The sequence below is a fragment of the Flavobacterium sp. genome (genome assembly GCF_046153165.1).
Lineage (GTDB): Bacteria > Bacteroidota > Bacteroidia > Flavobacteriales > Flavobacteriaceae > Flavobacterium.
The window spans coordinates 23,793-47,000 of sequence record NZ_JBJXEN010000092.1 but is presented as its reverse complement, the minus strand read 5'-3'; the positions used below and the strand labels follow the sequence as shown (position 1 = coordinate 47,000).

At 29.9% G+C, this 23,208-nt stretch carries 21 protein-coding genes; 11 read left to right on the top strand and 10 right to left on the bottom strand.

What is annotated here, in order from left to right; genetic code table 11:
• Positions 1–26 precede the first annotated feature (26 nt).
• The 5 genes from ACKVOV_RS10715 to ACKVOV_RS10695 all read right to left on the bottom strand — a co-directional run bounded on the left by ACKVOV_RS10715 (position 27) and on the right by ACKVOV_RS10695 (position 3,982).
• Positions 27–566: an RNA polymerase sigma factor gene (locus ACKVOV_RS10715; RefSeq protein WP_409206751.1), complete on the bottom strand. Its 540-nt coding sequence runs from the start codon at positions 564–566 to the stop codon at positions 27–29.
• 103 nt (positions 567–669) lie between these two features.
• A complete protein-coding gene (locus ACKVOV_RS10710) occupies positions 670–1,551 on the bottom strand; it encodes a helix-turn-helix domain-containing protein (RefSeq protein ID WP_409206750.1) in 882 nt (293 codons plus the stop codon).
• 12 nt (positions 1,552–1,563) lie between these two features.
• Positions 1,564–1,986 (bottom strand): DUF1348 family protein, encoded by a 423-nt coding sequence (locus ACKVOV_RS10705; RefSeq protein WP_409206749.1) that lies wholly within the window; start codon positions 1,984–1,986, stop codon positions 1,564–1,566.
• 61 nt (positions 1,987–2,047) lie between these two features.
• Positions 2,048–2,578, bottom strand: coding sequence for a carboxymuconolactone decarboxylase family protein (locus ACKVOV_RS10700; protein ID WP_409206748.1), 531 nt, complete (start codon positions 2,576–2,578; stop codon positions 2,048–2,050).
• Positions 2,579–2,683: 105 nt separating this feature from the next.
• On the bottom strand, positions 2,684–3,982 hold the full coding sequence (locus ACKVOV_RS10695; protein ID WP_409206747.1) for an anthranilate synthase component I family protein: 1,299 nt from the start codon (positions 3,980–3,982) through the stop codon (positions 2,684–2,686).
• Between the two features lie 184 nt (positions 3,983–4,166).
• Here ACKVOV_RS10695 and ACKVOV_RS10690 point away from each other — a divergent pair, with 184 nt between their 5' ends.
• Positions 4,167–5,084 carry a DUF4349 domain-containing protein gene (locus ACKVOV_RS10690; protein WP_409206746.1) on the top strand — a complete coding sequence of 306 codons (918 nt, stop codon included), beginning with the start codon at positions 4,167–4,169 and terminating at the stop codon, positions 5,082–5,084.
• Between the two features lie 40 nt (positions 5,085–5,124).
• Here the strand turns inward: ACKVOV_RS10690 and yaaA are convergent, their stop codons facing one another.
• Together yaaA and ACKVOV_RS10680 are read right to left on the bottom strand one after the other, a co-directional pair.
• Positions 5,125–5,883, bottom strand: coding sequence for a peroxide stress protein YaaA (gene yaaA / locus ACKVOV_RS10685; protein WP_409206745.1), 759 nt, complete (start codon positions 5,881–5,883; stop codon positions 5,125–5,127).
• A gap of 44 nt (positions 5,884–5,927) precedes the next feature.
• A complete protein-coding gene (locus tag ACKVOV_RS10680) occupies positions 5,928–6,410 on the bottom strand; it encodes a hypothetical protein (protein WP_409206744.1) in 483 nt (160 codons plus the stop codon).
• Between the two features lie 276 nt (positions 6,411–6,686).
• Here ACKVOV_RS10680 and ACKVOV_RS10675 point away from each other — a divergent pair, with 276 nt between their 5' ends.
• The 7 genes from ACKVOV_RS10675 (at position 6,687) to ACKVOV_RS10645 (ending at position 13,725) form a co-directional block, all read left to right on the top strand.
• Positions 6,687–6,980, top strand: a complete 294-nt coding sequence (locus ACKVOV_RS10675; RefSeq protein ID WP_409206743.1) for a hypothetical protein — start codon at positions 6,687–6,689, stop codon at positions 6,978–6,980.
• Positions 6,981–7,252: 272 nt separating this feature from the next.
• On the top strand, positions 7,253–9,049 hold the full coding sequence (locus tag ACKVOV_RS10670; protein ID WP_409206742.1) for a T9SS type A sorting domain-containing protein: 1,797 nt from the start codon (positions 7,253–7,255) through the stop codon (positions 9,047–9,049).
• A gap of 17 nt (positions 9,050–9,066) precedes the next feature.
• Entirely contained in the window at positions 9,067–9,288 is a 222-nt protein-coding gene (locus ACKVOV_RS10665; RefSeq protein WP_409206741.1) for a hypothetical protein, read from the top strand.
• A 289-nt stretch (positions 9,289–9,577) separates the two neighbouring features.
• A complete protein-coding gene (locus ACKVOV_RS10660; RefSeq protein ID WP_409206740.1) occupies positions 9,578–11,860 on the top strand; it encodes a GH92 family glycosyl hydrolase in 2,283 nt (760 codons plus the stop codon).
• A gap of 67 nt (positions 11,861–11,927) precedes the next feature.
• Positions 11,928–12,338, top strand: a complete 411-nt coding sequence (locus ACKVOV_RS10655) for a helix-turn-helix domain-containing protein (RefSeq protein ID WP_409206739.1) — start codon at positions 11,928–11,930, stop codon at positions 12,336–12,338.
• A 75-nt stretch (positions 12,339–12,413) separates the two neighbouring features.
• A complete protein-coding gene (locus tag ACKVOV_RS10650) occupies positions 12,414–13,175 on the top strand; it encodes an SDR family NAD(P)-dependent oxidoreductase (RefSeq protein ID WP_409206738.1) in 762 nt (253 codons plus the stop codon).
• 160 nt (positions 13,176–13,335) lie between these two features.
• Positions 13,336–13,725: a VOC family protein gene (locus tag ACKVOV_RS10645; protein WP_409206737.1), complete on the top strand. Its 390-nt coding sequence runs from the start codon at positions 13,336–13,338 to the stop codon at positions 13,723–13,725.
• A 53-nt stretch (positions 13,726–13,778) separates the two neighbouring features.
• On the opposite strand, the gene ACKVOV_RS10640 is transcribed toward ACKVOV_RS10645, so the two are convergent.
• Positions 13,779–14,336, bottom strand: coding sequence for a fasciclin domain-containing protein (locus ACKVOV_RS10640; RefSeq protein WP_409206736.1), 558 nt, complete (start codon positions 14,334–14,336; stop codon positions 13,779–13,781).
• 227 nt (positions 14,337–14,563) lie between these two features.
• Here ACKVOV_RS10640 and ACKVOV_RS10635 point away from each other — a divergent pair, with 227 nt between their 5' ends.
• From ACKVOV_RS10635 to ACKVOV_RS10625, 3 genes are all read left to right on the top strand, one after another.
• The gene (locus ACKVOV_RS10635; protein WP_409206735.1) at positions 14,564–15,430 is read left to right on the top strand and encodes a helix-turn-helix domain-containing protein; all 867 of its coding nucleotides are present in this window, start codon (positions 14,564–14,566) and stop codon (positions 15,428–15,430) included.
• Positions 15,431–15,519: 89 nt separating this feature from the next.
• The gene (locus ACKVOV_RS10630; RefSeq protein WP_409206734.1) at positions 15,520–16,704 is read left to right on the top strand and encodes a MoaF-related domain-containing protein; all 1,185 of its coding nucleotides are present in this window, start codon (positions 15,520–15,522) and stop codon (positions 16,702–16,704) included.
• A 246-nt stretch (positions 16,705–16,950) separates the two neighbouring features.
• The gene (locus tag ACKVOV_RS10625; protein ID WP_409206733.1) at positions 16,951–17,550 is read left to right on the top strand and encodes a CDP-alcohol phosphatidyltransferase family protein; all 600 of its coding nucleotides are present in this window, start codon (positions 16,951–16,953) and stop codon (positions 17,548–17,550) included.
• 103 nt (positions 17,551–17,653) lie between these two features.
• On the opposite strand, the gene ACKVOV_RS10620 is transcribed toward ACKVOV_RS10625, so the two are convergent.
• Together ACKVOV_RS10620 and ACKVOV_RS10615 are read right to left on the bottom strand one after the other, a co-directional pair.
• Positions 17,654–20,056 carry a thiamine pyrophosphate-dependent enzyme gene (locus ACKVOV_RS10620; protein ID WP_409206732.1) on the bottom strand — a complete coding sequence of 801 codons (2,403 nt, stop codon included), beginning with the start codon at positions 20,054–20,056 and terminating at the stop codon, positions 17,654–17,656.
• 183 nt (positions 20,057–20,239) lie between these two features.
• The gene (locus ACKVOV_RS10615) at positions 20,240–23,098 is read right to left on the bottom strand and encodes an aminopeptidase (protein ID WP_409206731.1); all 2,859 of its coding nucleotides are present in this window, start codon (positions 23,096–23,098) and stop codon (positions 20,240–20,242) included.
• Between the last annotated feature and the right edge of the window lie 110 nt (positions 23,099–23,208).

The window sequence follows — 23,208 nt, the reverse complement described above, 5'->3', positions numbered from 1 at the left end:
AATAATCACCCACAAAAACTAAAAAATTAATTTTTATCTTGTGATTTTACTTTTCGAATTTGCTCAATACATTTATGTTTCTGATTTTGAGCGTTATGTATTGTCGAATAACCATACTCTTTCTGAATTATTTCAATCGATTTTTCTTTAAAAAACATATCGTGAATCAATCCTTGACAATGCTCGGTTATTTTATGAAGATAATTCTGAAGTTTATCCATATAATTTTTTTCATCATCAATGGCAATGTCTATTTGTTCAAAATAAATATTTGAATTTTCATTGGTTAAATCAACTTCTTTATATGTTTTTCTGAGTTTATTAAGCCAAATATTTTTACTTATTGCCATTATGTAGGTTTTTAATGAAGCTGTTAGCTGAAAATTATCTTTTCTCAATTTTTCTAATAAAATAATCATAGTATCCTGAAAAACATCTTCTGCATCATTAGTACTTCCATTATTATTAGTGATAAATCTATTTACACTATAAAAATAGTTTTTATAAAGTTCTCCAAAAGCTGAATTATTTTCTCCTTTTAAGTCAGTTAAAATCTCTACATTCATAATTTCAAAATTGTTTAATAAAAATTAAGTTAAAACCAAAATTAAGTTAAAACTTCCAACATCGCTTTAGCTTTCAATAAACATTTATTTTTATAATAATTAATTAAGACATTGCTCTTGCAAAACCTACCGTTTCACGATACATTTGCGGAGATATTTCCGCATTATTTTTAAAGAAACGACTAAAATAATGTTCGTCTTCATAACCCAATTCATAGGCAATTTCTTTTACCGCTTTATTAGTCAGGTACAATTCTCTTTTGGCTTCAATAATTATCCTTTCTGAAATTAAATGTGTCAATGTTTTATTAAAATGGTCTTTGGTAATTTTTCCTAAAGCCTTTGGTGTAATGTTTAACAAATCGGCGTAATCGCTTGGAGAATGCTTTGTTTTAAAATGTGTTTCGATATAATTTTTTAAATTTTGAAGAATAAATGGTTCTTTATTTAAAGAAGTAGTTGTCTCTATTTCTGGATTTTGTTCCGTTTTAAGACGAGAAGCAGTGATTAAAAATATTTTAAGATAGGAAACCAACAGTTCATATTGTGCCAAAGCAGGATTCTGCATTTCGGATTTCATTTGTTCAATAACCATATTCAAAATAGGGATAATACTCTGATTAACAGTAACAAAAGGAGGATTATAGATGTTATTATACAACACACCATTACACGCTATTTCGTCCTGATGTTTGTGAATGCAAAAAAAATCGGGATGAAAATGAATCGCCACACCTTTAATTTCAAATTCTTCCAAAAATAGAAACGGCTGGTAAGGAGCAAATGCAAATAATAAATTTTCAGAAAAGAAATATTCCGAAAAATCGGCTTTCAATTTCCCTTTTCCTTCAGTTATCCATATCAGTGAAAAATAATTATTTCTTTGAATATGATCAAAATAACTCTTATCATTAAAACTAAAAATCTTAAAAGCTAAATTTCCGGTTTGAGGATTCACTAAAGTATATGCAAATTGGTTTGTCATTTTACAAAGTTATTATTTAAATTTTCTTTCTGCTTCATTAATTGGCAATTCATTAATGCTCGCAAAACGCTTTCTCATTAATCCGTTTTCGTCAAATTCCCAATTCTCATTGCCATAAGCTCTAAACCATTGTCCATTTGCATCATGATATTCGTATTGAAAAAGAACTGCCATTCTGTTTTCACGAAAGCCCCAAAGTTCTTTTTTAAGCTTATAGTCTAATTCTTTTTCCCATTTTTGAATTAAAAATATTTTTACTTCTTCGCGTCCGTTAATAAATTGAGTTCTATTTCGCCATTCGGTGTCAATAGTATATGCTAGAGCAACTCTTTCAGGGTCTTTACTATTCCAAGCTTCCTCAGCTAATTGTACTTTCTGTAAAGCTGTTTCTAGCGTAAATGGCGGCAATGGAAGTTTTTGTTCTTGACTGTTCATTGTTGTTGATATAAAAGTTATGGTAAACCAACTTGTAAAAATTGGTTTACCAATGTATTAATTATAAAGTAGAAGCTAAAGGAAAATCTACAGGGATTTGTGTTAAATTATGCAAATAGTTCATGGCCGTTTTGTCACTAATTTGTAAAATTAAATCGACTAAATTTTCGTTTGTATAACCTTGTAAAAAGAATTGGTCTACAGTTTCATTACTGGCTTTACCTTTATTTTTAGTGATATCTGCGGCTAATTGAACTAATGCATTTAGTTTTTCATTAGATGATTTACCAAATCTAATTTCAAGTAATTGTTCCTCAGTAAAACCATTCATTTTTCCTAATACTAAATGGGCACTTTGACAATACACACAGTTATTTACTTGGCTTACAATTAGATTTACTGCTTCTTTTTCTTTGTTAGTTAAAGAAGTTTTAGCATTTTGATACGCTAAAAATCGAGACAATCCGTTTTCTGAGTAAGCGATAGTTGCATATAAATTAGGTACAAATCCTAATGCTTTTTGCAAATTATCAAAAATTTCTTGATTTAATGGAGCAACCTCTGCTCTTGAAGGTACTGAAAATGTTTTCATTTTTTTTCTGTTTAAAATTATTGTCTTTATTGACAGTACAAAGATGCAATAGCTTTAAAAAGTTTAAAATGGACAATGAACGCTAATAGATGGACGATTTTCTTTCTATATGAAATTGCTGGTTAAAACCTCACGCATTGCAATTGATTTCAATAAACATTCGTCATATTCCTTCTCAGGAATTGAGCCAGCTGTAATAGCACTTCCTACAGAAAAAGAAACATATTTTTCTTCCGAATTGTATAAAATACTACGAATTACAACATTAAAATCGAAATCACCAGTAGGAGTGAAGTAACCCATTGCGCCACTGTACAAACCACGTTTTGTTTCTTCTAATTCTTCAATAATTTTCATGGCCGAAATCTTGGGAGCGCCAGTCATACTTCCCATGGGAAAGGTTGTTTTTAGAATATCAATTGGAGAAGTGGTATGTAAAACTTCTGAAGTGATTGTTGAAATCATTTGATGTACTTGTTTGAAAGTGTATGTCTTACATAACTCTTCAACTTGAACAGAACCTTTTGTAGCAGTATGTGATAAATCGTTGCGAACTAAATCGACAATCATCACATTTTCCGAGCGTTCTTTTGGGTTTTGCAATAATTCTAGTTTCGATTTTTCATCTTCAATCACATCAGAAAATCGTTTTGAAGTTCCTTTTATAGGTTGAGAAATTATTTTTGTTCCTTCTTTTCGCAAATAACGTTCTGGAGATGCGGAAAGTAAATAATTTGTATTGTTTTTGAAAAATACAGAAAATGGTGGTTCAGAAATTTCATTTAGTTTATTATAAATTTCTAATGGATTTATTTCAGCCTTTTCAGCAAAAAATTCCATGCAAAAATTAGCTTCATAAATATCTCCGCGATTGATGTGTGTTAGTATTTCACTAACTTTCTCTATGTAGTTTTCTTTAGATATTCGTTGCTCGATTTTATTATTTTTTTTGCATTCGACTTTCGACTTTTGACTTTCGACAATTTCAAAAAAATCTTCTTCAACTTCATCATCACACATATTGAGATATTGAATCTCGAGTTGATTTTCTTTCAATAAAAATATTTTTTTAGGTTGAAAGAAAAACATATCTGGGAAATGCAAACCATCCTGATTTTTAGAAATCAAGTCTTCGGTATCATTTTTTAAATCGTATGATAAGTAACCAAAAAGCCAATCTCTGGTTTGCGACTGGTATTGTTTTAAATCCTCGAAAGCATTGTAATAGTCTGTTTTTATAGACGTAAAAGCATCGACAGCCAAAACACAATCATAACTGGAATATTGTTGTGGATAATTATTACTGTCCAGAAAAACAATTTCTCTAAACTGATTTCCCCAAGCTATAAGTTGCTTTTTAAATAAAATAGGATCTTGTAAATCCTTAAAAATTGATGTTCTCAAATCGGAAATAAATATTTAACAAAATTACAACATTTTAGCTGTAATGGATAAAAGTTTTTGGCACAGTTTTTAATACAGCTAGAATTATGTATTAACAAATAAATTCATATTAAATTATTGATTGAAAACTACCTTCAGAATTCCCTTTAAAAAGTAACCTCAATTAATATTAAATATGAAAATCATGAAAAAAACTCCCGCAATTGGTTTGGCATTACTACTGGTAACTATTGCCTATTCTTGTAAAGATGGTTCCGCAGAATCACCAATTACCGAAGAATCTGCTCCAACAATGGAAGAAACTGTCGATTCAAATTCTGATGCAAAAGCAACAACATCTTCATCGGCGGCAGTAGAGCCTAAGAATTCTAAAAGAAAAATTGTTAGAACGGCCGACATTAAATTTAAAGTAAAAAACGTTCCCAGATCGACTTATGCGATTGAAGATGCGACGACAAAATTTGGTGGTTTTGTAACTTATACCAATTTGCAAAGTAACATTTCTAACAAAGATGAAACTAAAGTAAGTCCAGATAGTACGTTAGTTACGACAAAATACACAGTCGAAAATAGTATTACCATTCGTGTACCCAACACACGATTAGATACAGTTATAAAAAGTATTGCAAAACAGATAGATTTTCTTGATTTTCGAGTGATAAAAGCCGATGATGTTACTTTACAAATATTGTCTAACCAAATGGCACAAAATAGAAGTAATAATTCCGAAAAAAGAATTGAAAAAGCTATTGATGATAAAGGAAAAAAACTAAATAATATTATCGACGCCGAAGATCATTTAGATGATAAAAAAGAGCATAATGATGCTAGTAAGCTAGAAAATTTATCATTGAAAGACCAAGTAAATTTCAGTACATTAACATTACAAATTTACCAACGAGAAGCCGTAAAGCAAGAAATGGTTGCCAATGAAAAAAGTATTAATGCTTATCGTCCTAATATTGGTTTGCAAATTTGGGATAGTTTAAAAACAGGTTGGTTTATGTTAGAAGGTATAATTGCATTTGTAGTGCAATTATGGGGAATAGCGCTAATTGCTGTTTTATGTTATTTTGCTTATAAGAAATATGCAAAAAAGTAAGAAAAAACCACTAGGAAACTAGTGGTTTTTTTATAGAAATTTATCTTGTAAAAACTAATGTATTCCCTTTCGAAAGATTATCATCAAACAGATATCCTTCATAATTAAAACCTTTCAGATCATCTAATGTTTCAATATTATTATCAATAATGTAACGAACCATCAGTCCACGTGCTTTTTTTGCGAAAAAAGAGATTGTTTTTAGTTTTCCGTCCTTGTAATCTTTAAATTCGGGTGTGATTACAGGAACTTTTAGTTTTTTTGTGTCAATAACAGAAAAATATTCGTTACTCGCCAAATTAATAAACAACTCGTTCTTTTTCAACTCTTTGTTTAAAGCATTTGTTACCGTTTCTTTCCAAAAACTATACAAATTTTTATGTTCACCAATAGGCAAATGCGTTCCCATCTCTAAACGATAAGCTTGCATTAAATCTAGTGGTTTTAGGATTCCGTATTGCCCAGAAAGAATTCGAAGTTTGTTTTGCAAAACAGCAATTTTTTCTTCAGAAATAGAGTAGGCGTCAAGTCCGTTATATACTTCGCCATTGAAAGTATAAATGGCTGGACGAGCATTTTGAGGTGTAAATGGTGTTTTAAAAACTTTATTTCGTTGCCAATTTAATTGTGCTAAATTATCCGAAATATCCATTAATTCCGACAAATCTTTGGGTTTCAATTTTTTTAAAACCGAAATAATTTCCTTAGCTTGTTTTAAATAAATGGGTTTAGAAAACTGATTATTGGGTAATGTTTTTTCGAAATCTAATGATTTGGCTGGCGAAATGACTATTTTCATGAAGTAACTTAAATTTATTACTACAAATATATTAAAGTTTCTATTTACATTGGTTTTCTACTAACTTCTTTAGTAGAAATGGACGAAACTTTATTAGTTGCATCAACTGTAACAGTTAGTTCTCTTTTAAAATATTTTTTTTCGTAATTAATATTATACTTAAAAATATATTGCTCATTAATTTCGTCATGTTTTACATCTATTAAATCTAGAGAAATGAATTTTCCGTTTCTAAAATTAATTTTTTTACAAGTTTCAGATAATATTTTTGGCGTTGCATTTTGTATCACCTTATCGGTAGCTTCTTCACTAGAAAATGGTTTAAATCTAGAAGTATTACACGATTCCAACAACCTTGAACCCAAATCGTAAGCTCTGTTTTTAATCACTGCATCGACCTCATTTGGGTTTACAATAACAATCGATTTCTCTAAAATAAGATCTTCTCCAGTAGAGGAAGTTCCTGTTTTCTGAGTCTTACAACCATATAGTAAAACCAAAGTAATAATTAGGATTGTCTTTTTCATCATCACGCTTTTAAATACTAACGAAAATTAATAGGTTTTGGTATAAAAAGCATGTGAACTAAATAAATACTGAAGTATCTTTGTTTTAGTATTAGATGTGTATATTTGTGAGTTAACTACAAGTAGACCAAAAATAACGAACAAAACAAAATATATAAAATATTTAATTCCTTAGAATTATATTTACTCAACAAATTACTCAATAAAATTAAGTATTCCGATAGAGATCCATACGAACTGAATGAATTTGCTTTTAGTCCAATAATAAATGAAATTATGGAAAAATTAAAGGTTGAGTTAAAGTTGGATGAAAAAGTAAAAAGAATAAATTCTCAATATCCTAATCTCAAAAAAGCTTGTTTTGAGTTTGACAATTCTATTGGGAAAAATATACAGGAAAATTTAATTTATCAAAATGATTCTTCTTTCAAAGTTATTATAGAAATGAATGACGATGAAGTTGAAAAGTTTGCTATTGATATAATTGGACCAATTGATTTCGAAAAAACTGAATTAGAAAAATTAAAGAAATACATAACCGAACTTGCTAAAAACAATATCAGTAGTTAACAGAGGTTTTGAGCAAGTCGGGCTTTAGGGAAAAATTTAAAATTGGGTTTGTACTTTAAAGTCCAGTCTTAAACCTAAAATTAAGACATACTTTTTCACAAACCTCATCTAGCTTCAGAACGTTATGTAAGCTTTTAATAATCAAGTAATATTTTTTTTATTAAATTTGTGTAGTTAATAATTTAAAAAACAAATAATTATGAATGTTTTTTATGTCGTAGTTGGTTCTAAAACAGCTAATTTGACTCTTTATTTTTAAAATAATTAAAGCTATGAAAAGCACACTTTTAATATTAAATCTATTCTCTTTTTTATTTAGTCTAGCTCAATCAAATAACAATTATCAAAAAAATTGGGCGACTTATTTTGGTGGGCAAGGTACACGCATTGTAAACAGTGTCATTGATTCAAATGACAATATAATTGTAGCGGGTCTTATCATAGGAGGTAGTGTAAATGCATTGCAAGATCAATTTTACTATAACCAGTTTGCGACTACTACAAACCCAGCCTATTTATATAACTCTACTATTGTAAGTCCATCTGGATCGAATTCAAATCAATCCATTATTGCAAAATTTTCTCCTAATGGTAACCTTTTAGAATCTATTTATTTACCAATAGAAATAATAATGATAAAAATAAATGGAAATGATGAAATATTAATTTCTGGAACTAGTACGCAAACCAACATAGGAACTGCTGGCGTATGGATGTCAAGTCCATTACCTGCATTAAATAATGAACCTACAAAAGCCATTATAGCAAAGTTAAATGTAAATTTCAGTATCAATTGGCTTACTTACCTTCCTACAACTATTTTTGGCATTTTTACTTTAGATAGTCTTGGCAATATATATGCCTCATCCTATACAAATATTAACAACTCCATTACAACAAATGGTACGTTTCAACCCAACTTCATAACAGAAATTGATAGTAATACAGGGCAAAATTATAATAATGGCTATTTATTTAAACTCAATAATCAAGGGCAAATGCAATGGGCCACATATTGTGGTTTAACGATACCACAAGCTATTAGCTATGATAATGACCAATTGCTAGTTTCATTTGCAAGACAAGAAACAACACTTGCAGCTTATGATGGCTATTATTACACTTCAGGAGCCTATCAGCAAACTCCATCAACCCAAATAATTTCAAAATTTAATGCCACAACAGCACAACGAATTTATAGCACTTATTTAGGAAATAGCAATTTGTCAATTACACATATTGTCAGCCAAGATGGATATACTTACCTATTAGGAGATGTTTCTGGAAGTGCTTTTGTAGATACCAATTTAGTAAGTTCAAACGCATTTCAAAATACTTTTAATGGTATTCAGGACATGTATTTAGGAAAATTTAATTCAAATCTGGTTCCTATTTGGGGTACTTATATTGGCGGAAATGATTATGAAGAAAGTTCTATTCAATCTAATTTTACTTTAAATAATAATTCTCTTTATTTTAGTGGCTTATCGTATAGTAATGGTTTTATAAATAATATAAACTCATATCAATTAAATAATCAAGGCAATGGCGATTTATTTATGATGAAATTTTCTGAGAATGGACTTCCAATTTGGGGTAGTTTTTTTGGAGGAAATAAAGCTGAGGAATACGGAAGTATTGTACCTGTAAATGATGATATATTTTATATGGTAGGAGAAACTTATAGCCAAAATAACATTTCTACATCTGGTAGTTTTCAACCAAATATGAGTATTAATCCTAATCATAATTCTTTTGTTTTAGGTAATGGTTTTGTTACTAAATTTAATCCTTTAGGCCTTGCTACCGAAAATTTTTCATTTAGTGAACTTAATATTTATCCAAATCCATCTAACGGTTTTTTTGTAATTAAATCAAGTAATTTATTAGAAGGTATATCTTATTTAAATTTGTATAATACGTTAGGACAAAAAATTATAACAAGAGAAATTGATTTAACATCCGATCAATACATTGAATTAGAATATTTAGAAAGTGGCGTTTACTATCTCGATATAGAAAACAAAAATTTAAAGAAAAATCTAAAAAAGAAATTAATCATAAACTAAAAAAATATTATACGACAATGAACAATTTTTTTTATTTTAAAGTAACATTTTTATCAATTTCTGCTGGCCTTTTTGCAGGAATATTCGTTTATGGATTATTTGATATTGATCTTTCAAATAGCGAAGCAATAACTAAGTTGTTATTAAAATCTTTAGCAACAGGAATAGGAACGGGGATAGTATTAGGAATATTAAATATGTTTTTTAAAATTGGTAATTTTCCAAAGAAAGAAAATTAGATAGTCATTAATTTTTATGCTATTGTTGCTTAATTTAAATCTTTTAAATTAAGTCATTGTTGAAAGTTTTTGTAAATTAAACCCAAACTTATGCAAACAGTAAAACGTTACAAGCAACCCAAAATGGAAACCGTGTAGAATAAAAATATTGAAAAAAATAATAATCCTAAGACTAATTTTCCGCCTTTGTAGATTATTCAAAGCAAAAAGATTGTTTTTGTATCTTTGATTCAATGATTAAACAAAATTTTTCAACTTCCTTAATTCATGTTTAATATTTTTAGATATAATGAGATACTTACAATTTGCTATTTTTTTACTTCTTTTTAACTTTAATTATGCACAGCAAAACTTAGTTAAATATGTAAAACCCATTATTGGCACCGAAAAAATGGGACATACTTATCCTGGAGCAACTGTCCCATTTGGAGCAGTACAATTAAGCCCCGAAACAGATACGATTTCTTACGAATTGAACGGAAAATACAACGGCGAAGTATATAAATATTGTGCTGGATATAAATACGAAGACAAAACTATTGTAGGTTTCAGCCACACCCATCTTAACGGAACAGGACATTCTGATCTTGGTGATTTCTTAATTATGCCAACACAAGGGAAACTACAATTGAATCCTGGAACGGCTTCGAATCCGAAAAGTGGTTATAGATCGACATTTTCTCATTCTAACGAAATTGCCGAAGCGGGCTATTACAAAGTAAAACTCGATGACGACAATATCATTGCCGAAATGACTGCAACAACAAGAGTCGGAATGCATCAATATACTTTTCCAAAATCGGACGAAAGTCACATTATATTAGATTTAATGGCTGGCATTTATAATTATGAGGAAAAGGATGTTTGGACTTATGTACGAATGGTAAACGATACGTTGCTTACTGGTTACCGTCAAACAAATGGTTGGGCACGAACCCGTACTGTATATTTTGCGATGTCATTTTCGAAACCATTTATCAATTATGGACAAAAAAATTATGATGGAAAACAACCATACCGAGGATTTTGGGGAAAGTTTGACCAATCTAAAAATTTTCCCGAAATAGCAGGGAAAAAGATTCGCATGTATTTTGATTTTAAAACCGAAGAGTTGGAAAAAATTAAAATAAAATTTGCCCTTTCGTCCGTAAGTCAAGCAAATGCATTAGAGAATATGCAAGCCGAAATAAAAGGTTGGGATTTTGAAAAAGTAAAATTCGATGCTCAAAAAACATGGAATACAGAACTCAATAAAATAAAAATTGAAGCTTCGGAAGATATCAAGGTAAATTTTTATACTGCTATGTACCACACCTTCATAAACCCCACTGTTTATAACGATGAAAACGGACAATACAAAGGTTTGGATCAAGATATTCATACTACTAATGGTTTTGTTAATTATAGTACGTTTTCTTTATGGGATACCTACCGTGCTTTGCATCCTTTTTTTAATATCATTCAGCCTTCCCGAAATAATGATATGGTGAAGTCGATGATGGCACATTACAATCAGAGCGCTTTGCACATGTTGCCTATTTGGTCTCATTACTCTAACGATAATTGGTGTATGAGCGGTTATCATAGTGTTTCGGTAATTGCAGATGCAATAATGAAAGATGTTTACACTGGCGATGCCAATGAAGCGATGAACGCTTGTGTTACGACAGCCAGACATCGAAATTATGAAGGTATTGGTTCTTATATAGATTTGGGTTTTATTCCTGCTGAAAAAAGCGGAATTTCGGTTTCTAATACTTTAGAATATGCCTACGATGATTGGTGTATTGCTCAAATAGCCAAAAAGTTAAACAAGCAAGACATTTATGATGAATTTATAAAACGTTCTGATAATTGGAAAAACAATTACAATTCAGCAACAGGATTTATGCAGCCGAAACTGGCAAATGGAACTTTTAAAGACAATTTCGATGCATTATCTACCAATGGTCAAGGATTTATTGAGGGAAATAGTTGGAATTACAGCTTTTTTGTTCCGCATAATCCATCTGAATTGATTGCTAAAATGGGTGGTAAAACCGCTTTTGCATCTCGTTTAGATACTTTGTTCTCTATGCATTTGCCAGATTCGTTTTTTGCAGAAACAGAAGATATTACCAGAGAAGGAATAATTGGTGGTTATGTTCATGGAAATGAGCCCGCACATCATGTTGCTTATTTTTACAATTGGACAAACCAACCTTGGAAAACCCAATATCAAGTTCGAAAAATTATGCAAATGCAATACAAACCAACACCTGACGGGCTAGGAGGAAATGATGATTGCGGACAAATGAGTGCTTGGTATCTTTTTTCTTCATTAGGGTTTTATCCTGTTGCTCCAGGTTCTACGGAATATGCTATTGGATCTCCTTTGGTAAACAATGCAGTGTTGACTTTAGAAAATGGTAAAACGTTTACTATTGAGGTGATTAATCAAAAAGAAAATAATATTTATGTTCAAAGAATAGAGCTAAATGGCAAACCATTGTCCACTTTGTTCATCAATCACAGTGATATTACAGCTGGGAGTAAATTAACCTTTTATATGGGATCTAAACCTAAAAAATGATATTGCGTTTTACAAACTAGATTAGGACAAATGATATATAATTCAAATAATTTAATGTAAAAAAAATATGAATACAGAAAGAAAGGAATTCTCAAGACAACATGATATAACAACAGAATATCTAAATGAATTAGATAAACATTTGTTGGATATTGTAGAAGGGAGAAAGACAATAATGTATGAAATTAGAGATTTTGCAAATATTATGCACATTCATCCAACGCATTTAAGCAATACTGTCAAGCTTACAACAGGGAATCATCCTTGCTATTATTTTGAAGAAAAAATATTGAATATTTCGAAATCAATGCTAGAAAAAAACGAGAATTCAATTAGCCAAATTGCAACATTACTAACTTATGATCCTTCAAACTTTACTAAGTTCTTTAAAAAATTTGCTAATATGACACCTAAAAAATATAGAGAAGATTATATGCAAACTCAAAGAAATAAAAAAACTGAAATGCTCACCATTTAAACTGAAACTATCACCATTTTTAAAAGCAAGTATCGATTTAACTTTGCCTTATCAAAATAACTTAAAAAGTAAAAAATGACACAAAGTAAAATTGCATTAGTAACAGGAGGAAGTAGAGGACTTGGAAAAGATATGGCAATAAAACTTGCCCAAAAAGGTATAGACGTAATAATTACTTACAGTACTAAAAAAGCAGAAGCTGATATTGTTGTAGATGAAATTAAAAAAATTGGACAAAAAGCAACCTCAATTCAATTAAATATTACAGAAACTAATACTTTCGATAACTTCTTTAATAATGTTAAAAATGAATTGGTTACAAAATTTAATGCTGAAAAAATTGATTTTTTAATTAATAATGCGGGCATTGGTATTTACAATAATTTTTCGACTACAACCGAAGAACAATTTGATGAATTATTGAAGATTCAATTTAAAGGCCCATTTTTTTTAACTCAAAAAGCCTTAGAATTTATAAATGACGGAGGCGGAATTGTAAATATTTCAACAGGGCTAACACGATTTGCTTTTGCAGGTTATTCAGCATACGCTTCAATGAAAGGCGCTATCGAAACCTTAACAAAATACCAAGCAAAAGAATTTGGCGATCGAAAAATTAGAGTAAATGTTGTAGCACCAGGAGCTATAGAAACAGATTTTGGCGGAGGCGTAGTTAGAGACAATACCGACTTAAATAATCATATTTCTTCAATAACAGCTTTAGGTCGTGTAGGATTAGCAGATGATATAGGTGGTGTAGTTGCTTTTTTATGCACAGAAGATGCAAAATGGATAAATGCACAAAGAATAGAAGTTTCAGGAGGTGTATTAATATAGCAGCCAACTTTAAATAAAAAGTCCAGTAATGTTTTCTATTACTGGACTTTTTATTTAAAAGCAGGTTTTATATAATTGTGATTTTAAACTTTTAATTAAATTTACAGCAACATCTAAAAAGATTATAACGTTAGTGTTATTATAAAAATTAAAGAAAGGAATGATTAAAATAGAAAGATTACATCATATTGCGATAATTTGTAATGATTATGAAAAATCTAAAAAATTTTATACCGAAATTTTAGGTTTTAAAATTGAAAACGAAATATACAGAGCAGAAAGAAAATCTTTTAAACTTGATTTATCTTTAAATGGAGTTTATCTTATCGAATTATTCTCTTTTCCCAATCCGCCTAAAAGAAATACAAATCCAGAATCTACAGGATTAAGACATATTGCGTTTGAAGTCAAGAATATCGAAGAATCTATTCAAATTTTGAAAGATAAAAATATAATAACCGAACCCATTAGGATAGATGAAATAACGAATAAAAATTTTACTTTTTTTACAGACCCAGATAATTTACCAATAGAACTATACGAAAAATAAAAGATCCCGAATTAACGGGATCTTTTTTAATATAGATAGATAATTTTTTGGGATTAATTATGCATTATAACAGTATCTACAACATGAATCACCCCATTAGATTGGTAAACATCAGCGATTGTAACAGTCGATTTATTTCCTTTTTCATCGGTAATAACTAATTTTTTTCCCATCATTTTACAAGTAATTTTACCTCCTTGCACAGTGGTGTAAACAGCAGTTCCGTTACCTGCTTTTATTGCTGCAGCAATCATTTTACTGTCTATTCTACCAGATACAACATGGTATGTTAAAATACCTTGTAACATGGCTTTATTTTCTGGTTTTACTAAAGTCTCAACAGTTCCAGCAGGCAATTTAGAAAAAGCTTCATTTGTTGGAGCAAAAACTGTAAATGGTCCTTTACCAGATAAAGTTTCTACCAAACCAGCAGCTTTTACTGCAGCGACTAGGGTAGTGTGGTCTTTAGAATTTACAGCATTCTCGATAATGTTTTTAGCAGGATACATTGGCGCACCACCAACTGTTACTGCTTTTTGTGCGTAAGTACTTGTTCCTAATACTAATGCCAATCCTAAAATTGCAACCGATAAAAATTTTTGTGTTTTCATAATATAATTAATTTGTTATATTCACATATACGCTGTAAAATTATTTATGGTTTTAAAATATATTTATTTAACATATTTTAACAATTAAGCATGTTTTATAATTATTTTAAAAAGAAGAATGATTCATATAAATAAGTATTTAAAATATTGGATTAGGTGCGTATATTTGTAAGTTAGAGTGAAATGGCGCTTGTCGCTAGCGGTAATTGTAGTGCAACATCCTGAAAATGAAAACAGACATCATAAAATACGACTTCAAACCAGGGCTTTTACAAGAATTTGAGATTGTAGATTTAGCTAAACTATACACAGAATTTGAAGACATTTTAACATCAACTCACCGAGCAAATTTTTATCATGTTATTTGGTTTCAAAAAGGAAATCCAACACATATGGTGGACTTTAACCCAATAACAATAAGCCCTAATACTTTATTGTTCATAAACAAAGATACCGTTCAACGGTTTGACAACAAAACTAAATTTGACGGAAAAGCTATTTTGTTTACAGATAGATTTTTCTGCAAAACAGAAAACGACATAAAATATTTAAAAGAAACTATTTTATTTAATGACTTGTTTACTATTTCTCAAATTCAAGTACAAAACCAATTAAAAATATTTAGCGAATTGTTTCAACAAATAACTGACGAATTGCTAAATGATAAAGACAATTCACAATTCGACATTTTACAAAACTTACTTCATAATTTGCTACTTTATTCTGAAAGAGAAAGAAGAAAACAAAACTTTACTGAAATAAAAAAAGGTGCAGATCTTGATTATGTATTGATATTCAAAGACCTTTTGGAAGCAAACTATAAAAATCAGAAGCAGGTGAATTTCTACGCCAAACAAATTATTATCACAGAAAAACGCTTAAACCAAGCAACATCAAAGGTTTTAGGAAAAACACCAAAAGAAATAATAGACAACCGAATTCTTTTAGAAGCCAAGAGAATTTTAGCACATACAACAGAAAGTGTTAAGGAAATTGCATTTCATTTAGGCTTTGAAGAGCCTACTAATTTTATCAAATACTTTAAGAAACACACCTCAGTTACGCCAACAGAGTTTAGAGAAAAAAATACATAGGCGTAAAAGTATCATTCAAAGTCACATTTTTACCTTTTCCATTTTAATGGTTCGTTACACCTTTGCATTGTAATTAAAAACAAAGCAAAATGAACAAAATAATTTTAGGTGCAACGATAATTTTAGGACTTGGATTATCTACAGCAAAAGCACAAAACAAGTCTATTGTAAAATCTAAAAATAATCTAAAAATGGAGCATAGACACATTCAAGTAATTGGAAATAAGTTTAAGGCAGATTTTGGTGAATTTGCTTTTGAACTTAATTTTGAAAGCGAAACCCAATTAACCTGGCGTGCCTTCAATAATTCGCAATTAGGAGCAATTGAAACTGTAAAAATACAAAAAACCGAAATTCGCCCCAATGTATATATGGTAACTTGGAAAGAAAAATCGGGGACAACGGTTACACATTTAGAGGATTTTGAAAAACAAACTGTTTATACAAACATTACAACACCAGACCACAATTTCATCAATTTAAAAGGAAAATTAACTCAAATAAATAATACAAATATGGACAACAAGTTAAAAGTAGTAGAATTGCTAAAATCAATCGAAACAGGAGCATCAGAACCTGTTGCTTACATCAATCCAAACAAATATATTCAGCATAATTTAGCTGTTGGCGAGGGACTTGCTGGTTTTGGTGCTGTATTGCAAGCATTACCAAAAGGTTCTGCAAAAGCAAGCACAGTTCGTGCTTTTCAAGATGGTGATTTTGTATTTGCTCATACAGAATATAATTTCTTCGGACCAAAAATTGGATTTGATATTTTCAGATTTGAAGATGGTAAAATTGTAGAACATTGGGATAATTTGCAAGAAATAGCAAAACCAAATCCAAGTGGACATACAATGATTGATGGGACAGCTGAAATAAAAGACCTTGACAAAACCGAAGCAAATAAAAAAATAGTAAGCAGTTTTGTGAACGACATTTTGGTAAATGGAAAAATGGAAAAATTACAAGGATATTATGATGGGAATAACTACATACAACACAATCCTCAAATCGGTGACGGACTTTCTGGATTAGGAAAGGCATTAGGAGAATGGGCAAAACAAGGAATTACTATGAAGTATGATACGGTTCATAAAGTTTTGGGCGAAGGTAATTTTGTTTTAGTAGCAAGTGAAGGGCAACTTGGTGGAAAACACTGTTCTTTTTATGATTTATTCAGAGTAGAAAATGGTAAAATTGCAGAACATTGGGATACAATTGAGGAAATTCCAGCAAAAGAAAGTTGGAAAAACAACAACGGTAAATTCTAATAAAAACATCTTTAATTCGAAAAGCCATTTACATATATTTGTAAATGGCTTTTCGCGTTAAAAAAAGAAATAACTACCGCTAATACAGGTTTTACGCTATTTCGGGTTTTGCACTTATTATAAAGTTGGTTTTGTATGTTCGAGATCATTACAAAATTAAAATTTTGGTTTTTTTGATCTAAAATTGTTATAAAACCTAGGAAAATTGGTAGTAATTTCACCAAAAAAAGAAGAATGTTATCAAAAATGAATATACCAAAATTACTGATTTTAATTAGATTTTGTTTTGCCCCAATTATTTTACTTATAACTTATCTTTATGGAGAAAAAGCATCCTCATATATTTTAATTCTAATGTATGTAGGATTATTAACAGATATATTTGATGGAATTATAGCAAGAAAGCAAAATATATCAGATGAAAAATTAAGAAGATTGGACAGCCAAACTGATATGATATTTTGGTTATCAATTGGAATCTCAACTTGGCTTTTAAGAAATGAAATATTGCGAGAAAACTTAATTGGAGTTTGGACAATATTATTTATGGAAATTTTATGTTACATTATAAGCTTTGCAAAATTTAAAAAAGAAACTTGTACACACGCAATTTTATCTAAACTTTGGGGAATAACCTTATTAGTCGCCTTTACAGCTTTAATAGGATTTAATAACGCAGGAATTTATTATTACACTTGTGTTATTGTTGGATTTATAGCGCATTTAGATGTAATTCTAATTATACTATTATTGCCTAAATGGACGCATGATGTGCCAAGTTCCTATCATGCACTAAAAATAAGAAAAGGAGAAGAAATTAAAAGAAACAAACTTTTTAACGCATAAAAAAAGCTACTGTCAACCACGATTTTTACTATTTATTTCAAAACCTAATACATAAAAAAACGCCGAACAAATCAATTTGTTCGGCGTTTTATAATTCTAATTTTTAGTACAAACTTGGAAACTTATTAGGATTCGCTTCATGCATCATCGCATATACTTTTTCAAAAATATCTTCTACAGATGGTTTCGAGAAATAATCACCATCAGTTCCGTAAGAAGGGCGGTGTGCTTTTGCAGCTAATGTTTCTGGCTGACTGTCTAAAACCATATATCCTTTTTGTTCATCGATAATTTGTTGTAAAATATAAGCAGAAGCACCACCTGGAACGTCTTCATCTATAATTAACAAACGATTCGTTTTGGTTAGTGATTTTACGATATCGTGATTCACATCAAATGGTAATAACGATTGTATGTCTATTATTTCGGCATCAATTCCTGCATCTAATAACTCTTTTGCAGCTTGTTCAACTAATCTTAAAGTCGATCCGTATGAAACTAGAGTGATATCGTTTCCAGATTTAATAGTTTCCACCACACCAATAGGTGTTTTAAATTCTCCTAAATTGGTTGGCATTTTTTCTTTTAATCGGTAACCATTCAAACATTCAACTACAAGAGCAGGCTCATCAGTCTCTAACAAAGTGTTGTAAAAACCAGCTGCTTTAGTCATGTTTCTTGGAACCAAAACGTGAATACCACGAATCGCGTTAATAATCATTCCCATAGGAGAACCTGAATGCCAGATTCCTTCTAAACGGTGACCACGAGTACGAATAATAAGTGGTGCTTTTTGACGACCAGCAGTTCTATATTGTAGCGTAGCCAAATCGTCGCTCATGATTTGTATGGCGTAAAGCAAATAATCTAAATATTGAATTTCGGCAATTGGTTTCAAACCACGCATTGCCATTCCTATTCCTTGACCTAAAATGGTAGCTTCACGAATACCAACATCGGCAACACGAAGTTCGCCGTATTTTTCTTGCATTCCTTCTAAACCTTGGTTTACATCACCAATATTTCCTGCATCTTCCCCAAAAATTAAGCTTTCTGGATATTTTGTAAAAATAGCATCAAAATTATCGCGTAAAATTAAACGAGCATCTACTTCTTCGGCAGTATTATCATAAGTTGGTAAAACTTCACTTACAGAAAATATATTTTTATCTGATTGTGAGAATAGGTGAGAGCTAAATTTTGGTTGTATTTTATTGGTATAATTAGTAATCCAAGTTGCTAGTTGGTATTTTCCGCTTTCTTTGACGATTAATCGTAAAATTTTACGAGCTGTTGTAATACTATCTTTTCTTATTGGCTCTTTTATTCCTGCCAAATCGTTAGCATATTTTTCTATGAAAACTTTGTTCTCGCTAGCATTTGTAATCGTATTTAGTAAAGAAACTAATTCGTCTCTTTCTTCTTTAATTGGAGTTACAAAAGCTGTCCAAGCTGCTTTTTTGGCTTCTAAAACATCTTTTCTAGCTTGATTGTCTATGGTTTCAATTTCATCAGCAGTAGCGATATTATTTTCTATCATCCACAATTTCATTTGGCGTAAGCAATCGAAATCGCCTTCCCATTCTAGTCTTTCGGCATTTTTGTAACGCTCGTGTGATCCAGAAGTTGAATGTCCTTGAGGTTGTGTTAGTTCACGAACATGAATTAGTACAGGAACGTGCTGCTCACGAGCAATTGCTGAAGCTTTTTGATAGGTTTCTACTAGAGTAGGGTAGTCCCAACCTTTTACAGTTAGAATTTCGTAACCTTTATTTTCTTCATCACGTTGGAAACCTTTTAATATTTCCGAGATATTTTCTTTGGTTGTCTGATGACGTGCATGAACCGAAATTCCGTATTCGTCGTCCCAAACACTCATGACCATTGGTACTTGTAAAACACCAGCAGCATTGATGGTTTCAAAGAATAAACCTTCAGAAGTTGAGGCATTTCCTATAGTTCCCCAAGCAACTTCATTTCCTTGTTCAGAAAAGTTAGTTTGGTCTATACCAGTTACATTTCTATATATTTTTGATGCTTGTGCTAATCCTAATAAACGAGGCATTTGCCCAGCAGTCGGAGAGATGTCTGCACTCGAATTTTTTTGTTGTGTTAGGTTTTTCCAGTTTCCGTTTTCGTCTAATGAATGTGTAGCAAAGTGACCACCCATTTGGCGACCAGCACTCATAGGATCATGAGCCAAATCGGTATGACCGTACAATCCTGCAAAAAACTGTTGCATTGTCATTTGACCAATCGCCATCATAAAGGTTTGATCACGATAATATCCCGAACGAAAATCTCCATTTTTGAAAGCTTTTGCCATCGCTAATTGTGGAATTTCTTTACCATCACCAAAAATCCCGAACTTGGCCTTACCAGTTAAAACTTCACGTCTTCCTAACAAACTGCATTCGCGACTTATTGTGGCTATTGTATAATCATGTATAACTTCGGTTTTGAAATCTTCAAAAGTTAAAGGCTGTTTTTCTTCTACTTGTATCATAAATTCGAAATGTAATAATGACAAATTTAAGTAAAAACTAGTTATGTTGTATAAATGTAATGAAAAATATTATTGAAGTATTGATAATTTTTTTATTAATTATAAAGATAAAATTATATTATATGTTTTTAATATCAACTTTTGATGATTTTTGTTTAAAAATAAAATCAAAACAATGAAATATTAAAACCATTTGCGTGTAAAAAGCCCAATAAGTGTTTTAGGATTAAATGTAGCTATAAAGCGAATTTTTTCTTGATAATTTTTTTGCCCCATTTCAAATCCATTACTAGAATATACGGGTAAAAATAGTTCGAAATAACCAGGAACTAGATCAAGGTGCAAACCACTATCATATACAAATTGAGTTTTTTGTCCTTTGTTTTGGTACAAACCAATATCTCCATACATTTCTATCCAATGCCATATAGATGATGATGCATTAATAGTTGTCATCCATTTATTGGCATAAGGATTTGAAAATTTAGATTTAAAACCTCCTTCGGCAATTATTATTTCTTGGCTAAACAATCCTGTACTTTCAGAACGACCATAATAATTATAATCGAATAAATAATCTTTGGGTCTATCTAATCCGAAACTATAAAATTCGGTGGTGGTATTTTTGTATAAAAATGTACCTGCATACAATCTTAAACTAAATTGGTAATTATTTTCAAAAAGTTTTCGGTAAGCAATTTCAGTTGAAATTTTACCAAAATCTCCTGCAAATTGTAAATCGGTTCCAAAACCAAAACCTTTAGAAATTTCTGAGTTATTTATAGTATATCTTGTGTCAAAAACAGAATAACTTAGAGGCGAATTTCTTGTTGTAGCACTTGTTGTACTGGTAATAGGAGCTTCATCTTTGTTTACAAAAACATTTCTAAAAGTAAGATATTGTCTTTTATTACTTCTCAAATCTGAATCTCTAAATTTAAATTGTAATACAGGGTTTATTTTTAGATAAGCTGCATTTTGTATATAATGGAAATAGGAACCACTTAGTCCGTATCTAATTTCATATAATTTTTGATCTCTAAATTGTTGTTTGAATGAAACTACACCAGATCCAGTAAATGATTTTGTTCTTGTAGAAAAACTAGGATTTATATCGTATATAAAAGTTCTGTTTATAAATGATTTATTGTGTAAACTTAATGATGTAATTATTCCGTCATATAGATTATAAGTAATTTCTGGAACGTAAAAAATTTGATTATAAGCAGGATTTTCTAAATCTTTAAAAAAATTAAGTCGCAAAGGTCTGTTAAGAGATAAAAAACCTTTTAGAGATTTGTAGTTGTTTCTAGAATTAAACTCAGGAATATTGTTGTTATAATTTAAAACTAATTTGTCTACAATATTTCTGCTAAGTGCAAATGTTGTATCATTTTTTATATTGTATAACCATTGTGTGAAAACAATTTCTTTATTTTTTAATCCAGTTATAGTTATAGGAACTGTCGAGTTAGAATTATTTTTTATGGTTACAGAAATACTGTCTTTAGTTTTGTCTAATTTACCAAATTTATAATCGATAATTTTTCTTGAATTAATTAAATCAGAAAAAAACCAATCGATATTTTGATTTGATTTTTTCTTCAAAATAGATTCAAAATCGGAAGAAGTAGTTTGTTTTTTTTGATTTAGGACTAAAAACTCTCTAAAACTATTTTCAACAGTACTATCTTTTAGAACTGAGTTTAAATATTTAAAACTTAATCCAGCTTTATATTTCCCTGCAATTTGCTCGTTAAATTTGATGAAACTTTCTTTAGATTCTCCAATAGGTTGATCTAAATTATCTCTAGCCATAAGCAAGTACAAGTACTTATATTGCTCATTAAAATTTGCATTTACTAAATTATAACCTTTTAGAATCCTATATTTAGAAAGGTTGCCTAACATTTTTAATTCAGGATAATTTTCATCGATATATTTCATCATTATGTACACCTGAATTGCATCAAATATGTAGCTGTTTTTTCTTTGGTCAATTTTTAATGATGATTTCAAGTAATTGTATAAATATGCTTTCAAAAATTTTATTTCATACAAAAAATCATTAGGAAATGGGCTAATAAAAGCAGGCAATTGATTTAATCCATAAAAAGGATTTCTTTCGTAATCAGCTTGAGAAACCATTATTTTTTTTTCAGGAAGTTTGACTAAATTATCGGAAACATAATTTACAATTTTATCTATCACAATTGCTTTTTGAATACCACTTAATCTAGAATCTGATAAATTTGTTTCAACTTCAATTTGGTCATTTTTAAAACTTTCGTAGCTGTTCTTTTTTTCAATTGCTAATTGAATTTCAGTTCTGTTTTTTGCATTATACTCGATTGTTTTGGTGCTTTCTGATTCAGTTTGATTTATAAAATCACAATCGGTAGTAAGCTCTTGATTTTTAGGAATTGTAAAACTAATATCGATATTTTCGTAAGTTGCATTTGCAATATCTTCTATATTTTCGTTACTGTAATATGCAAATTCTCCATCATTAGATAATCGTGCTAAGGATAAAAAACAGTTTTTTAAATAATATCTCCCGTTTTCATATCCAAAACGAGTAAATTTTGAGTTAGGAATTTTTAAAGAATATTCAGTTTCTACAGTTACAGATTCTGATGGTTGTAAGCTTTGTTTTAATTGAATTTCAATAATATCAATATGATTTTCGATTCGATTCCATGTTGCAAGAGAATCATTTATAAACATTTTTGTAATCGTAGTATTTCCTCTATCGTTATCAGCTGCTAAATGAAAAGCCCTTGTGTATTCGTCAGAAAAACGTTTACCAAGTGGTGAATATTTACTTGAATAGGCGTTATTCCAATCGTTTAAGACTAATTTTGAAATAGATTTATTAGAGTTATTTGTAATTTGTATAGACTGTTTAACATTCAAAACATGTGAAATATCATCTAAAACAACAATAATTTTAGTTTGTTGTTGTCCATAATACTTAGTTGTTATGAATAAACAAACAAATAATAGAAGAGTTTTAAAAGAAAAATTTAAGTTTTGAGTCAATTTTATATAATTTGTATGCAATGTAACATAATTAATATTTTTTTAGAAAATTAAAAATCAATTTTTAAAATAAAATCAAAAAATAATTGCTAACTTTATGTATTATAAAT

Bases quoted from the DNA above. Each gene is read 5' to 3' on its own strand.
- ACKVOV_RS10680 (WP_409206744.1), bottom strand. From the start codon at position 6,410: ATGAAAAAGACAATCCTAATTATTACTTTGGTTTTACTATATGGTTGT.
- ACKVOV_RS10620 (WP_409206732.1), bottom strand. From the start codon at position 20,056: ATGATACAAGTAGAAGAAAAACAGCCTTTAACTTTTGAAGATTTCAAA.
- ACKVOV_RS10690 (WP_409206746.1), top strand. From the start codon at position 4,167: ATGAAAAAAACTCCCGCAATTGGTTTGGCATTACTACTGGTAACTATT.
- ACKVOV_RS10675 (WP_409206743.1), top strand. From the start codon at position 6,687: ATGGAAAAATTAAAGGTTGAGTTAAAGTTGGATGAAAAAGTAAAAAGA.
- ACKVOV_RS10670 (WP_409206742.1), top strand. From the start codon at position 7,253: ATGAAAAGCACACTTTTAATATTAAATCTATTCTCTTTTTTATTTAGT.
- yaaA (WP_409206745.1), bottom strand. From the start codon at position 5,883: ATGAAAATAGTCATTTCGCCAGCCAAATCATTAGATTTCGAAAAAACA.
- ACKVOV_RS10715 (WP_409206751.1), bottom strand. From the start codon at position 566: ATGAATGTAGAGATTTTAACTGACTTAAAAGGAGAAAATAATTCAGCT.
- ACKVOV_RS10645 (WP_409206737.1), top strand. From the start codon at position 13,336: ATGATTAAAATAGAAAGATTACATCATATTGCGATAATTTGTAATGAT.
- ACKVOV_RS10630 (WP_409206734.1), top strand. From the start codon at position 15,520: ATGAACAAAATAATTTTAGGTGCAACGATAATTTTAGGACTTGGATTA.
- ACKVOV_RS10625 (WP_409206733.1), top strand. From the start codon at position 16,951: ATGAATATACCAAAATTACTGATTTTAATTAGATTTTGTTTTGCCCCA.
- ACKVOV_RS10700 (WP_409206748.1), bottom strand. From the start codon at position 2,578: ATGAAAACATTTTCAGTACCTTCAAGAGCAGAGGTTGCTCCATTAAAT.
- ACKVOV_RS10650 (WP_409206738.1), top strand. From the start codon at position 12,414: ATGACACAAAGTAAAATTGCATTAGTAACAGGAGGAAGTAGAGGACTT.
- ACKVOV_RS10665 (WP_409206741.1), top strand. From the start codon at position 9,067: ATGAACAATTTTTTTTATTTTAAAGTAACATTTTTATCAATTTCTGCT.
- ACKVOV_RS10705 (WP_409206749.1), bottom strand. From the start codon at position 1,986: ATGAACAGTCAAGAACAAAAACTTCCATTGCCGCCATTTACGCTAGAA.
- ACKVOV_RS10655 (WP_409206739.1), top strand. From the start codon at position 11,928: ATGAATACAGAAAGAAAGGAATTCTCAAGACAACATGATATAACAACA.
- ACKVOV_RS10635 (WP_409206735.1), top strand. From the start codon at position 14,564: ATGAAAACAGACATCATAAAATACGACTTCAAACCAGGGCTTTTACAA.
- ACKVOV_RS10660 (WP_409206740.1), top strand. From the start codon at position 9,578: ATGAGATACTTACAATTTGCTATTTTTTTACTTCTTTTTAACTTTAAT.
- ACKVOV_RS10640 (WP_409206736.1), bottom strand. From the start codon at position 14,336: ATGAAAACACAAAAATTTTTATCGGTTGCAATTTTAGGATTGGCATTA.
- ACKVOV_RS10710 (WP_409206750.1), bottom strand. From the start codon at position 1,551: ATGACAAACCAATTTGCATATACTTTAGTGAATCCTCAAACCGGAAAT.